The sequence below is a fragment of the Paraburkholderia ribeironis genome, assembly GCF_900019265.1.
In the GTDB taxonomy this organism is placed as follows: domain Bacteria; phylum Pseudomonadota; class Gammaproteobacteria; order Burkholderiales; family Burkholderiaceae; genus Paraburkholderia; species Paraburkholderia ribeironis.
In genome coordinates, this window is sequence record NZ_CYGX02000058.1 from 37,566 (window position 1) to 50,623 (window position 13,058).

Genomic DNA, 13,058 nt, shown 5'->3' on the forward strand with positions numbered 1-13,058 from the left:
TCAGCATAGGGGACGGCGAGGACGCCTGCCAGCTCACGTCCGGAGGTAGTTCCCAGATAGACGCGGAAGTCTACAAAAGCTATTCGATTTGGGGACACGCTATCCGGCAGGGCCACGAATTCGCCGCCAGCGGCACTATCACGCAAAACAACAAGCTCATCGAAACATCGGGCGTGCTGGGTAGCTTCGAAAGCGAGGACGAGGCGCAACTGGCTGGCCTCGGCTGGTGCCGCGCCTGGGTAGACGACCACAGTTGACTTCGAGTTAGCAGTGGTCTGCATCGCGATTGACTGACAGATTCTTTGGTGTCTCAGGGCCTAGTGTCGAGCTCTGTTGCTCGGCTAACGAGTCTGATTCATCGCCGCTTCGCCAGCTTGTCACACATCTCCGCCACCCAGCGGCGCACAAAGTCCCGATTCTGACCGTCGAGTTTTGACAGCATCGATGCGATATCAGACGCTTCGTCCGCAACGCGACTGGAGCTTGTCCTCAGGAGCGATTCGAGCGGGACCTCGAAATAATCGGCGAGCTGAATCAGCCGCATGAGGGGCGGTAGAGTTGCTCCACGCTCGAAGCGGCTCACCGTTTCTTGCTCGACGCCAATGATTTCAGCGAGCTGCTCCTGCGTAAGGCCCCGCGCTGTCCGCTCCCGGGCAATCGATTTTCCAATCCGCTCACCTATTCCCGTAGGTCGCCGCGCCATAACCACGTGTGTTGTCGTTAAACAACATGCAGTGTGGTGCCGGCGCGACCTAAAGTTAACGACATAGAATGTCGTAATACCACAATAAACGCATATAGAAGGTCGCCCCCGGCTTTGCCGGCCGGGCGCGTGATGTCAATGCATTTACGGGGAAATAATGAAACGACCGGGGTATCTGACCACACGGCAGTTGTCGCCAGCGTTGCTCGCAGGGGCGCGGGTCCTGTTTGCCGCCATACTTTGCGCGCTATCTGCTCATGCAAACGCCTGGATTGCCATCGCTCATGGCGACGACGGGTACGCGTTTGTCGAGAGCAATGCTGACTCCTCGGCGGAGGCAGCCGATAACGCGCTGGCAGGGTGTCGCAAGGTCCCGATGGGGTGCCGTCTGTTGGGCAGCCCGGCTGCCGGACCCGTCGCGCTGGTCATTGCTCGCGCGAATGGCGGAATCACTGAATCCACGAGCCCTGACCCGCTTGCCGCAGCCGAACGCGCCGTGAAGGACTGCAAGACACATTTCAAGCAAGTCTGTCAACCCGACCTTGTGTCGTGGGACGAGGGCGACCGATGGTTTGCGATATCGACGGGCAATGGAGGCCCGTTTATCGAGTATGGCGACAAGTCAGAGACGGAGGCCAAGTCCGGAGCGCTTAAAGGCTGCCGCAATCGAACGGACAAGCCGGAGACATGCGAAATCAAGGCCGCGAGTAAAAAACCGACCTGGATTGCCGTAGCTGACAATGGGACCAACTATGCCTGGGCCGAAAACAGTACGAAGGACGGCGCGTTATCCGCGGCGCGAAAAGAATGTGAGCGAGCAGGTGGCGGCAAGCCGTGCGGTAGCACCAACGTTGTTTTCAATCCGGGGCCAGTGGCTGCGCCAAACTCCGTCGCCACGGTGCAAGCACGCATTGAGCGACAGCACAAAGCTGCTACGGCTCCCAGGGATGCTGACGCAGTCGTTCGTTATTCCGACACGTGCCACAACACGGACTGCGTTCGCAAGTATGAGAACGGCAAGACCGTCCGATACACAGCCTGCCTGAACCCTGCGACGGCCTTGCCCATGAACGACCCGACGCGTCTCGGCGGATGCGGTGGGACGGATTCACGCGGCAATTTCTTCGGGATGGGAAACCTTTAACTAATCGGCTCTTCCGGGTGTGGCTTTCGCAAGCAGGTTTCCATCCGGGCCAGCGCAACCATTTGCCGACGGTACCTGCTTCTGAATCGCGCGCGACTAGCACCGCATCGTTCAAAAGCGGTCGTCGGGTGCCACGCAGGAAAACAGCGAGACGTCGGTACGAGCCTAGACGGCCGCGAACACCCCGCATCCTGATTGCCAACCTCGGTGAAGAACCGCATGAATCGATACTCTTCGCCGTTGATGTTCAGCTCGTTTATACCAGAGTCCATCACTTCGAGAATCGCATCAGCGACGTCGCTCTGAACCACTCCGCACTTTCGGAGGGGCTCGTCCGACAGAGGACATCGCCGACATATAACGTGCTGGTGCCGATGCCTTCGTAAATTTGTGGAGGCGTGTCATGGCATACACGCCTTTGCTCACACGCACCAGCTTGCTGTCCCTGACAAGCGTCGCGAGTACTCGTCCCACCTGCGCGGTGCTTCCAAGCGGTGCGACTTCCGAGCGGAGATGACGGCTCCTTTGCGCCGTTTGATTGAGCGAACGATTCTTTATCAGGTGTTGTCACCGTACTCCGGAGGTAGATATTCGTCGACCAGGCTGTCTGCGATTCGCAACGCGAGACGGAATCGCTTCCCACGGTGCATTGCTTGCAATACCGTTTTGTCGCCAAGCGACCCTCTGCGCGAAACCAGCAGGTCGAAGACCACTATCGCCGGTACATGCGGTGTCAGACGCCGCATTAGCTTCTCGAGGCGATGTCGACTAAATGACCGGTCGGCAAGGGCTGCTGGGTAGTAGCACTTGCCGTAAATTTGAACCGCACGTACAACTCCGCGCCGCTCGTCTCGGGCAAGGTGCGCATGCGAGATGCCTCTTCGCCGGCAGAACGCTTCTGCGGACAGGAAGATGCGATTGCGAACCAACTTTCGTCGCGCGCGAGAGGCGCGGCGCTCCATGTCTCGCCAAACGGGCGAATGTGTGACGCCTAATCGGACCACTTTTCGTCCACCCTAGACCAAACGTCATTCTTGCCTGCTGCGCGGGCGTGAGCCGCCGCGAAAAGTATCGTGCAACGCCGCCTTCAATATCGCCTGAACGCCAGCGTCACCGAGAGCTGTCTCAACGTCGCAAAGCACGAGGTTACTGAGGACCGTCTCAAAGCCGTCGTCACGGTCATCAATGGCTAGCCATTTAACCAATCGGTGTCGGGTGACGTATCGACGCACCTGCTCTCCTCTCGGAATCTCGTTCCAAACATAGCTGTCATGAAACTGCGTGTGGAACGTGGCGCCCCTAACTCTGTGACGGAGTTCAGGGAGTGGCAATGAATCCCGCGCTCGGGTGAACCCCAGCACCTTAACCCAAGAGGTCGAAAGAACAATCTCAACGTCGGGATACGGCACCAGTGCTTCAGCGAGAACACTCGCATATTCAAACAGTTCAATGCTTGGGTGGCTACTGACAATGCCGCGTGAAGTACGGTAAGCATCTCCGCGATGAAGGACTCCATCGAAATCGACGAAGAGGACGCTACGCGTGGATGCCCATGTTCTCTCCGGCGCTCTGAATTGAGTGTCGTTCATCGCTACCCTCCCAAAGCAACAGTGTGACGCTTGCACAGTGCGTCAAAGTCGAGCAGGAGAACGCTTCCTGTCGACCGCGAGATGGTTGGAATTTGGTGCAGTTCCATCGCAGAGGGATTCTCTCGTAAATGACCTATTGCAACTGCCCCGAAAGCGCAACGCGTTGCGCTATGCGCAGCGCCGCGAAATCAAGGTAGAGCATGTTGCCGCCGGTGCGTCGCGGCGGCTGAAGAAAACCTGCATGCTGTCCTCGAAGAGCGTTATGGCGGGCTCGAGCATATAAGCGATGCTGGCGTAACGCGCGCCGTCTTCCCGGACATCCACCACCGGAAGCCTCGCGCAAAAGGGGACTCCTCAGTACCTGCCATAAGTTGCTGAAGACAAACTCAGTAAATGTCGATGGTGCATGCATGCTGGAACGACGCGTTTTCAAACTCGAGAGCTTTCGGACTCGTCGCACTGTATCGGTTACGCGCGTAGCCTCTGGGATTTGCGACGACACGGCACTTTCCGACCGTGTAATCAAAAGAATCGTGGACATGCCCATGGAACCAGAAGTCCGCCCGCTCAACCAAATCTGTTAGGTCACTCACAAAAGCTGCGTTGGTAATATCGCCGGCATACCGCGGATGTACGGACGAGGGGTGTACTCCGTGATGTGTCACTACGACTGTCTTGCCGTCGTAAGGCTGTTGAAGTTGCTCCCGCAACCAAGCGCGAGCCTTTTCGTGTTCGCGAAGTGCGTCATCAGGTCGAAAGCGGTCGCCGGCGGCTGTGCGGATGACTCGATGGTCGTTAAGATGGCGCTGCGCGGTCTTCATCGCATGACTCCGCAATTGGGCGCCGAAGAGAAGATAGTCCGTCCAAAGGATGCAGCCGAGAAACCGGACGCCTCCGAAATCGACGACGTCTCGTTCCAGAAATCGAATCGAGGTACCTTGAGTCCGCACCTTCAGCCTCATGAAGGTGTCCTCATAACACTCGTGATACAGCTCGTGGTTTCCGGCGACATATACGACGGGTACTGGCCAGGAGCCAAAAAGTTCCACGGCGTCGCTTGCTCGAGCGATGTCGCCAGCCAGTACCAGTACATCGACCATGTGCGCGTGCTTTATCAGGGTCTCGCCGGGGAATTGCTTGGCAAGTAACTCCAGATGCAGGTCAGAAGCAAGCTGGATTCGCATTCGAAGCTGCCTTCATGGTTTTTTCCCGTGTGGTTGCGCCCAAAGTGTCGGTACCGCGGCGGCGGATACTGCTATGTCGATATCGAGCGGATAGTGACGCAAGAGGCACACGGCGAGCGACTGAACGAGACCTGCCACTGAAATGTCTTCGGCCGCTGCGAGTATCTCGAGAAAGGCTCGCGTCTCGACGACAGCCTTGGTGCGCTCGTACGGCGTGGTCATCCTTTGCTCCCGTCAGCATCTGCACAATGGTGTCGACACATGGGGGTGGCCAACAGCTCGTCGGTGACGTCCCGCCATTCGCAGACCTGATACATCTCGCACCATTGCTCCCACACGTATCGCGTATCGCTCGTCCATTGAGCGGGGCCGAGCAATCGATAAACACGCCCGGTGCTCGTCACTCCGACCAGCGATGTCATATCCAGCTTGAGAATCGGAGAGCTTACGCGGCCAGTCAGATTGTCTGGACGGATACCGACAAGATGGCAATCGCCGACCTCTGTTTGCAGTACCCGCCAGCTCGCGAGCGTGACCTCAGGCTCGTCATTCACGGGCGCAGGTCGCCAGATAGCCATCACGCGCTCCAATCGGACGATGTCTCCGCACTTACATTCGTGAACAGGGAAACGGGGCGGCCGGAATCCTCCCGATGGCCGGAATGCACACCCTTCCTCGATGGGCTTTCACCTGATTGTCGCGAGCCTCCTCGGCTGGAGGGCGCACAGCATCCAATGTGCTGAGCTTGCATTCGAGCTCAGCAAGTACTTTGGAAGCGCGAATACCTCGTCTTTCATCGCAGAGGACCAGTCTATCGCGCATGTCCGCGAAGCCGTCGTCTCTGACATCGATAGCAATCCATTGAGCGATACGATGACGCTCTGCGAACTCCCGAATCTCGCGGCCGCGGGTCATGCCACGCAATCGGGGGAATGGCGTGGATTCAACTACGGAGCCCACTACTCGGCCTTGTAACAACGACGATGGTAGTTGTCGCTTGGCCAAAGCGTATCCAAAGTGCTCAACCCAATGTGTCGTCAGCACGATGCGAATGGAGGGGTGTCGGGCGATGACCGAATGAAGAATCGGCGCGTACTCGAAGAAGACCACATCTTTTGGGCCTCTGCTCACAGGCCCTGCCTCGGTGACGTAGGTCCCGTATCTGTGAAGGCATCCATCAAACTCGAGGAACAGGACAAACAAGCCGGGTGCCGCAGCCGTACGCATGGCTCGCTCCTTCGTGTCTCGTCGCTACCGTTGCGACTTAGAGAAAGGGCGCGGGTTGGAGCAGGCGCTCGCTGAGTTGCTACGCGCGTGCGGGATTCCGCGCAAGCTCCAGGCTAGTCTGGGGGGCTGAAAAGTCAAGGAAAACTTGCGGACTTTCCCGCGAGACGCTAGGCGACAGGCGCTGGCGTGCGGAGAGCTGAGTTATCAAAATCGGACAGGTCGATGAACCGCTCGAGCGTGGTTGACCCGACTGCAGCCATGCACTGCATGAAGAGAACAACGGAGAATTCGCCGCTATTTATCTGCGTGTTGAGCGCCAGTCCGTCTAGTTCAAGGGAGAACACTTGCAGGCGTCTGAGCAGTTCCTCGCTGGTGACGCGCTTCTGAAGGCTAAGTTCGGCAGCAAATACGGCTGTGGCCTTCTGCTCCCAGGTTAGGTCCGCGCCGGTAAGCGCCGCGCGCCAAAGCGGCGGCAGGTCGGCGCCCATAACATGTAGGGAGCGAAGCAAGAAGCTGAAGCGCGCTTTCCCGCGAAAAACACGTGATTCGACAGACCGCTCCGTTTCCGGTGCACCGTCCTGTGTCAAAAGTTCGGCAAGGCGCGCGTACGTGACGTCGCTTCGCAGGAATGCAACACGCATCAACTTCGATGCAAGCTTGGACCAGGCTGCCTCAGCTTCAGTCACACATCTGTCCTTGCGTTCAGGGAACGAGGGTCTATAGTTGGGGCACTACTTGCGGAAATGTCCGCATCATCGAGTCGTCAATGCGAGCTTTAGAAGACAGTGCGAGCAGCATCGGTCTGCGGGAAAACCCACTATCTGACGATTGTAGCCGATGTCTTGCGCGCGCCGAGCTCGGCGACCTCCGTAGCCCCCGGCGGGCAACGGCTCCTGAATTTTACGCAAGGAACTCTCGATATCTAAAGTCCTGCGGTCCAAGGCTAAAGCGCACCGCAGTACTTTTCAGTGGTGGCTACGATGAGGCTGGTCGGTTCCCCTTTGCCTTGAGCGCCGGTGCGTTCGTGTTCTCCCGTTCTTCGCCTTGGTGGTCGTCGCGCGGTACGCCAATCATGACGCTGTCCGCACCGATTGCAGACATGCATTGGAGAAAAAAAGACAGTTGGAACCGACCTCGCGAAATCTTCACCGCGAGTGAGTCCGGCGCTTCTTCCAAGCCTAGAAGGCTCAGGCGCTGCGCGAGCTCCGGCACCGACACGCCTCTTCTGACGAGCTCGGCGCGCAGTACTTGCTTGGCCTGTTCATGCCAATTCATACAAAGGGCTTCCCCGCCGTCAAGAAGATGTGTATTATCAAAAACGTTAAGTTTATTAACGAAAACGTATGCGCCAAGAGGCGCCGTCCCGAGCATTTTAGCTGTCGAGACTATTTTACGTTTTTAGCCAGAGGCCCCGTTCGTTTTAGATGCTCGCTTGAGGAGATGCTCGGAATGGCACCCAGTAGTGAGGAAGTTCACAGCATCAGCGAAGAATCTCTGTGCGGTGTGACCGACATTCCGGACGACACCGAACGCGCAGCTGACGAAGGCGTCCACTGCGCTAAGGAGGACACTCCGACGGATTCAACGATTTTGCTAGACAATCTTCCTCCCTTCCTCGAGCGTGTCGGCATATTCCTCGAACTTCAGGCCGCACCGCCCCCAAGAGCACAGGGATTTGAAAAGTCGTCGGATTTCGAGCGGATGCGGCGCGCGAATGACGTGCGCAAGGTCGTCACTCCGTTTGAACAAAGCATCTACGCGTTTAACAGGCTACAACTGCTTCTAGCGGCCAGCTACGACTGCCGTGCGGCGGGCCAAGGAACCATGTTGCAACAAGTGTTCGACCTAGCCCTCCAGGCCGACGCACAGTTGGCAGAAACACACGATGGTCTACGTTCGTCAGTTAAACCCGTTCGCCCGCTCGAAGGAGGTGGGGCGCGATGCATGGTCCTTAGCGGGTCGACGGGGGTGGGGAAGTCGGTGCTCTTGGACCGATTCGAGCTCTACTACAACCAAAAGCTCTTTCAGCCGGGAAGAGGAAGATTGACCATCACCGGCCGCGATTCATGGCCTCATGTGCCGGTCCTGCGTGTTCAGTGCGTCGCAAACGCATCGCTTGTTGGCCTCGCCACGGCAGTCCTCATAAAGCTAGACGCTCTAGCTGGCACCAAGTATTCATCTGGTATCTCGAGACTGACGCGCGACACATTCGAGTCAAGACTTGAGGCGGCGCTGTCAGCCTGCTTCGTTGGAATGCTCGTTGTGGAGGACATCCATCACCTGAAAGACAACGCGGCAAATCGCAAAGCCTTGCTCAGGTTTTTTGCGAATTTGATGGAATGCAGCGGCGTTGCGGTAGTGCTTGTCGGTACTTGTCGAGCCGAAGAGGTGGTTGAGAGCGTGGCGTCGCTGCAAGCGAAGATGACCTCGGACGGCACGACTCGATTCCATCGCCTCGAGAATGGAATTGAGTTCAGCATGCTGTGCGAGGGCTACTGGGCACAACGAGTTTCGCATTTCCACGTTGAAAGCATGCCGCCTGACGTCAAGGAACGCATCTATTTCCATACCCAAGGTCTTCCTCGCATCATCTGGCAACTGGTGTATCAAATGTTTCTATCCATGGCCACGACGGAAGGTACTGACGCCGACGTTCTCAACACGGAACTCGTCGACCGCGTGGCGGAAGCGGTGTTGCCATCAAAGACACGGAGAGGAATGGATGTGATTCGGCGCCTTCGTGCTGGAATCCCGGTCGAGGACAAGACGCTCGCGGAATATGAAGAGTATCTCTTTCTCGACGAACTCGACGCATTCACGGAAAACACCGAAAGGAAGTATTTGCTGACCACGGCGGACTATGTCCGACGCTTTGATGCAGACCTAAAGTCTAAGCGCCTGAGGGACGCACTGAATTCGGCGGGCGCGAGGAAAGATAGCGAAAGGGGAGCGGGAAGGCCGCGTAGCCACGTTGGAAGTGCTCCGGCATCGCCTGCCGTCAAACCAGTAAAGCGCGCAAGAGGTCGGCCTCGCAAAATACCGCTCCCCGAGCCGTCCAACATTACAGATGCAGGGCTTTTCGACCCGACGAGTCTCTGAAATGCTCGACCTAGTCATCCCAAGATTTCACACTGGCGAGACACTGCCATCGATGTTGAAGCGCACTGCAGCCATCAACCAGCTTGGCCCGGCGCGCAGCGCGGCTAGGGTATTGCTCAACGAAGCATGGCGACACATCCGGGCGGATGTTCCCTATGGACTTGGCCAGATTGGTTCTTGTCTCTGGGACCTTTTTGGTGACCGGATGGAGGTATTGTTCGAGCACACGCTCCTGAACGCGTTTCTTGTCTGCATGACACCGAGGCAGCGCGAGAAGTATCTGCAGCGGTTGTCAAGGCGGACCAAGGGGTGCCTGCTTCCTGTTCGGTTGCCGATAACGCTAAGCCCATCGCCGTTCTGCGAATGGTATTGCCCTCAATGCGATGCTGCGGACATTCATACCCACCGCGAAACTTGGTGCAGGTGCATTCATGTGCTGCCCTTCGTCAGCCGTTGCACTGAGCATGATGAGTTTCTATTGAACAGGTTGTCTTTTCCGTCCGAGGCTGCTGAACGGTTTGTCGGCAATGCATCGCAGCGCGACGCCTCTATTGCGTTCGCAAAAGAAATGGCAAGCATCCTGCGAACCAGGTGTGACGACCTATCCCAGTTTCATGTCGAGGAAATTCACCACCTGACTGAACTTGGATACATGCAGAAGGGGCGCGTCCGCCGGTCCGAGTTGGTAGGGAGCTTCCAGCGGCAGTTCATCCATGGATTTGAGGACAGACGTCTGAGCACGTTGGTCAGCGAGTCTCACGTATTGATGTCTTGGCTCGAACGGCTCTTCCGAGGGCATCCGCTGCATCCAGCGCATGCGGCACTAATACGGATGCTTGACATACCGGCGCGCCAAGTACGAAGTACAATTCCGAAGGGAACTCGTCTCGCCCCGCCATCGGCGAGCGACGTTGAACGCGCTCTACAGTCCGCCGGCTCGCTATGCAAGGCGGCGAAGTTGCTTCGAGCAGGACGACTGCAAGTCGAACGCATCGCTCGGGAGAACGGCCTGCGCGTAACTTGGCGACCAAAGAAAATCGGCCCTGAGCTGCAAGCTCAAATCGCCAAGTTGGCTTATGCCGGAGCCCAACCCGTCGAGATTGCTCAACAGTTGGCTATCTCGATTCCCTCTGTTTACCGGCACCTACCAAAGCGCAGTCCGGCTCGGAGGAGCGATAGCTCACTGCACGTTGAGGCATTGCGACAAAAGACCCGGGCACAGATTGAGGCCGAGGCGGCGGCCGGTTCGAGCATGGCGGAACTGCGTCGAGCGCAGCCAGAGCTGTGGTTGTGGGCATATCGTCACGACAGGACATGGCTTCGGAATTTGTCCAAATACATGCCGGCGAGTGAGCGAATTCAGAAGCAGCGGCCGCCACGTTTCCCACGTCACCTGATAGACGCGCTCAAGGTGGCACGTCAGTCTGAGTACGACGCAAATCGACTTCCATCGCGGCTCACTCGCCATCGAGTCGTTCGCGCTTCCGGCTTCAGCGAATATCTCGGGAATAAACTCATCGAGCAGTGCGCGCCTGAAATAGCGGAGACGTTTAGTGAAGCGCGCAGAGCACATACGACCCGTCGAATTCGCTTTGGAGAACAGGTGTTCGGGCTGGATGTCGGTGTTGACGCGGCGTCAGTAATCGCAAAATGTGTCCGATTGAGACCAGAGACAGTTTCGGCTCAGCTCGGGCGGCAGTCCGGGCGAGCGAATCGCAGTTCGAACCTGAAAGCCTCGGTGAGAGCGGGAGCTATAGGTGGATAGACCGTCGATTGTTTGTCCGATTGCTCAGAGCGAGATTGTTCCGAGCCACGTCATGAAGATGCGGATACTCGACGACATGCCTCGAAAGGGCGGTAGCGATTTGCGAACAAGGCTCGACGTGGGGTTCCGGAGCTCGTCGCTTCCCAAGAATATTTGCCAGTACGTTGCCTTGACTACTCCAGTATTTGCGGCCGAGGACGACGTAATTGATTTTCACTCAAACTTGCCCGTGTTCCGGCTCACCATGTCTGCAAGTCAGTGCCAGACATTTGAGGCTAAGATGAGGCAGGAGGGCAAAGATTGGAACCCTAAATACTGGGCACACAATTCGACTCCGGAGCAGTGGTGCGCATGGTGTCCGTCCTGCGCAATCGCGGACCGAAGAGCCTATGGCATAGCCCATTGGCGGCGCGAGCATCAGTTGCTCGGCATCGATTTCTGCATGACGCATGGCGACCCTTTAGTCACTGCGTGCGGCGCCTGTCTTCATTCGCGCCGTTGGTCAACGCGAACAGCCTTTCCCTCCGCATCATGTCACTGTGGTGGTTGGCCTGCACCTAAAACTTCGTTTGGCGACACCAGCCTTGCAAGAAAGTTGTCTCGGGTACTCAGGCCTTACCTGCGCACAGTGCTTGGCAAGCCGAGCGAGTGGCGATTCCTCGTCGACAATGTGGGTAGCGCCATATCGTGTGCAGTTAAGGACCAGAAACTTATGGCGAGATACGGGGACGGTCGTACTGCACTGGAAGCGAAATTTGATAGCGTTTATGGCCTGGATGCGGGAAAGCTCATCAGTGCCCGATTCCGCATCTCGACGCAGTGGCTCACGAAAGTTGTTCGCACCGGAACTGCCTCGCCGTCGGCCATCGCATCGCTTGCCTTGATGGCAGCCCTGTTCGAGTCACCTGCCTCGCTCCGCACTGCGCTCCAATATCAGACGAACACGAGCGAGAACCGGCAGGAGATTGAAGCGCGTCGCCTGAAAAGACACGATGCGCAGAAGAACAACGACGCTGCTCCCGGTGATGACAACGACTCACACCGCACCCAACGTAGGCGCAGTCAACCGCTGGCGCTTCGCGAGTCCCTGCGTCAGTATCTTAGTCGGCAGGATGCAATCGACGATGCGCGATTCTACGACGCAATCAGGGAACAGGTGACGCTTCAGATGTCTGGGGCTGCGGAGCCGCAACGAATGTCAAAGGTTTATCTGACGCTCAAGTGCAGCCGAACCGCTTCTCACATTTCGGACAATGGAGAAAGGTACCCGAGTTCCAGTGCCCTCTTGCGTCGAAGCGAGGAGTCATCGGATGCTTGGAAAAAGCGGCGGCTTAAGCTGATTCTGAAGAACGCCGACAAGCTGCGTTCGCGACAAGGCCTCATAACCTACGCGAGGGAGTCTACTCGTCTTCGCCTCGACGAGACTTTGAAAATTATCGAGCAAGATGAGGAGCTCCAGCATCTCCTTGTTTTCAGCTAGGAGGGCAATGTCGCCCGTTTCACTCACACTCTTGCACGCATACGTTGAGCAGTGAGGTCATGATGCCTTGCAAGCCCACGATGGGCCACCAACGCTTGCTTCCGCACCCATGGTTCGCCCTTCCTGAAAAGGACGTGCGAAACCGATGGCATCGCTCGAGCTATAAGCCGGTCCTCGAAGCAGGGAAGGACAATACCGTGGGGACGGCAGGGACGCTGGTAGGAAGGAAGTGCCAACGAATCCACGAATTCCTCTCGTATCTGGAAATTAGTCTTCACTACCTGCTTGAATGCAATCCACTCGTAATAGACTACCGAGAGCAGTACCCCTTTTACCACAACGATGAAATGGCTGTACTGGTCGACCGATATGGAGGACGCGTTCCGCGCAACAAGGTACCGTCCTACGATTTTGTCGTTACATATATCAGGGAGCTCGGAGCCGACGAATTTTACTATCAGGCGATTTCAGTCAAGGTGGAGAGGGAGACGAAGACGGCGAAGTTCGCTCGGCGACGTTTGCGCGAGATTGATGATTGTTCGGTCTATGGCTGGAACTGGCGCGTGTTCACGGAACTAAATGTGAACCCAGTGCAGGTCAAGAACTGTATTCATATCGTTGACGCGACACGCTATACGGACATTTACGCGCAGGCAGCAGACGCATTGGACTACTCAACTGAGTTGCGGAGGTTACGTCGCGTAAAGAGCTTTGAGGCTGAACTGCAGAGAATGGCTGTCAGAGCCGGGTGCGACGTCGAGCAGTCCCTGTCACTTTTTTCAACCGGCGTGATGCTTGGTTTCATTCCGTTGGACTTCCGTCGAGAATGGAACATGAAGCGCCCACTTGCCATGAAGGTTTGATTCC

The 13,058-nt window shown here is 57.0% G+C and carries 14 protein-coding genes and 1 pseudogene; 7 read left to right on the forward strand and 8 right to left on the reverse strand.

Annotation, left to right across the window (positions count from 1 at the left end; translation table 11 throughout):
* The first annotated feature begins 56 nt into the window (after positions 1-56).
* Positions 57-257 (forward strand): hypothetical protein, encoded by a 201-nt coding sequence (locus BN2475_RS24360; RefSeq protein ID WP_094782071.1) that lies wholly within the window; start codon positions 57-59, stop codon positions 255-257.
* A gap of 98 nt (positions 258-355) precedes the next feature.
* Here the strand turns inward: BN2475_RS24360 and BN2475_RS24365 are convergent, their stop codons facing one another.
* Positions 356-703 (reverse strand): helix-turn-helix domain-containing protein, encoded by a 348-nt coding sequence (locus tag BN2475_RS24365; RefSeq protein ID WP_094782044.1) that lies wholly within the window; start codon positions 701-703, stop codon positions 356-358.
* A gap of 157 nt (positions 704-860) precedes the next feature.
* On the opposite strand from BN2475_RS24365, the gene BN2475_RS24370 reads away from it, so the two are divergent.
* On the forward strand, positions 861-1,847 hold the full coding sequence (locus BN2475_RS24370) for a DUF4189 domain-containing protein (protein ID WP_094782045.1): 987 nt from the start codon (positions 861-863) through the stop codon (positions 1,845-1,847).
* 1,028 nt (positions 1,848-2,875) lie between these two features.
* Here BN2475_RS24370 and BN2475_RS24375 read toward each other — a convergent pair.
* The 7 genes from BN2475_RS24375 to BN2475_RS34870 all read right to left on the reverse strand — a co-directional run bounded on the left by BN2475_RS24375 (position 2,876) and on the right by BN2475_RS34870 (position 7,122).
* Complete coding sequence (locus tag BN2475_RS24375) at positions 2,876-3,436, reverse strand: HAD domain-containing protein (RefSeq protein WP_094782046.1); 561 nt, start codon at positions 3,434-3,436, stop codon at positions 2,876-2,878.
* A gap of 386 nt (positions 3,437-3,822) precedes the next feature.
* On the reverse strand, positions 3,823-4,620 hold the full coding sequence (locus BN2475_RS24380; protein WP_094782047.1) for a metallophosphoesterase: 798 nt from the start codon (positions 4,618-4,620) through the stop codon (positions 3,823-3,825).
* A gap of 12 nt (positions 4,621-4,632) precedes the next feature.
* Positions 4,633-4,842 carry a BPSL0761 family protein gene (locus BN2475_RS24385; RefSeq protein WP_094782048.1) on the reverse strand — a complete coding sequence of 70 codons (210 nt, stop codon included), beginning with the start codon at positions 4,840-4,842 and terminating at the stop codon, positions 4,633-4,635.
* Complete coding sequence (locus BN2475_RS24390; protein WP_094782049.1) at positions 4,839-5,198, reverse strand: hypothetical protein; 360 nt, start codon at positions 5,196-5,198, stop codon at positions 4,839-4,841. The genes BN2475_RS24385 and BN2475_RS24390 overlap by 4 nt, the downstream gene beginning before the upstream one ends.
* A gap of 31 nt (positions 5,199-5,229) precedes the next feature.
* Positions 5,230-5,847, reverse strand: a complete 618-nt coding sequence (locus BN2475_RS33835) for an HAD domain-containing protein (protein WP_143325881.1) — start codon at positions 5,845-5,847, stop codon at positions 5,230-5,232.
* 167 nt (positions 5,848-6,014) lie between these two features.
* The gene (locus BN2475_RS24400; RefSeq protein ID WP_143325883.1) at positions 6,015-6,533 is read right to left on the reverse strand and encodes a DUF6471 domain-containing protein; all 519 of its coding nucleotides are present in this window, start codon (positions 6,531-6,533) and stop codon (positions 6,015-6,017) included.
* A 289-nt stretch (positions 6,534-6,822) separates the two neighbouring features.
* Positions 6,823-7,122, reverse strand: a complete 300-nt coding sequence (locus tag BN2475_RS34870; RefSeq protein ID WP_174642029.1) for a DUF6471 domain-containing protein — start codon at positions 7,120-7,122, stop codon at positions 6,823-6,825.
* Positions 7,123-7,296: 174 nt separating this feature from the next.
* Between BN2475_RS34870 and BN2475_RS24410 the strand changes: the two genes are divergently transcribed.
* The 5 genes and pseudogenes from BN2475_RS24410 to BN2475_RS35070 all read left to right on the forward strand — a co-directional run bounded on the left by BN2475_RS24410 (position 7,297) and on the right by BN2475_RS35070 (position 13,054).
* A complete protein-coding gene (locus tag BN2475_RS24410) occupies positions 7,297-8,946 on the forward strand; it encodes an AAA family ATPase (protein WP_159444608.1) in 1,650 nt (549 codons plus the stop codon).
* 1 nt (position 8,947) lies between these two features.
* Positions 8,948-10,711 (forward strand): TnsD family Tn7-like transposition protein, encoded by a 1,764-nt coding sequence (locus BN2475_RS24415; protein ID WP_159444609.1) that lies wholly within the window; start codon positions 8,948-8,950, stop codon positions 10,709-10,711.
* Between the two features lie 76 nt (positions 10,712-10,787).
* A pseudogene (locus BN2475_RS36590) lies at positions 10,788-11,153 on the forward strand (hypothetical protein); the annotation flags it as partial.
* Positions 11,154-11,423: 270 nt separating this feature from the next.
* The gene (locus BN2475_RS35775) at positions 11,424-12,191 is read left to right on the forward strand and encodes a hypothetical protein (RefSeq protein ID WP_094782054.1); all 768 of its coding nucleotides are present in this window, start codon (positions 11,424-11,426) and stop codon (positions 12,189-12,191) included.
* 347 nt (positions 12,192-12,538) lie between these two features.
* Positions 12,539-13,054: a PDDEXK family nuclease gene (locus BN2475_RS35070; protein ID WP_143325889.1), complete on the forward strand. Its 516-nt coding sequence runs from the start codon at positions 12,539-12,541 to the stop codon at positions 13,052-13,054.
* The last annotated feature ends 4 nt before the right edge of the window (positions 13,055-13,058 follow it).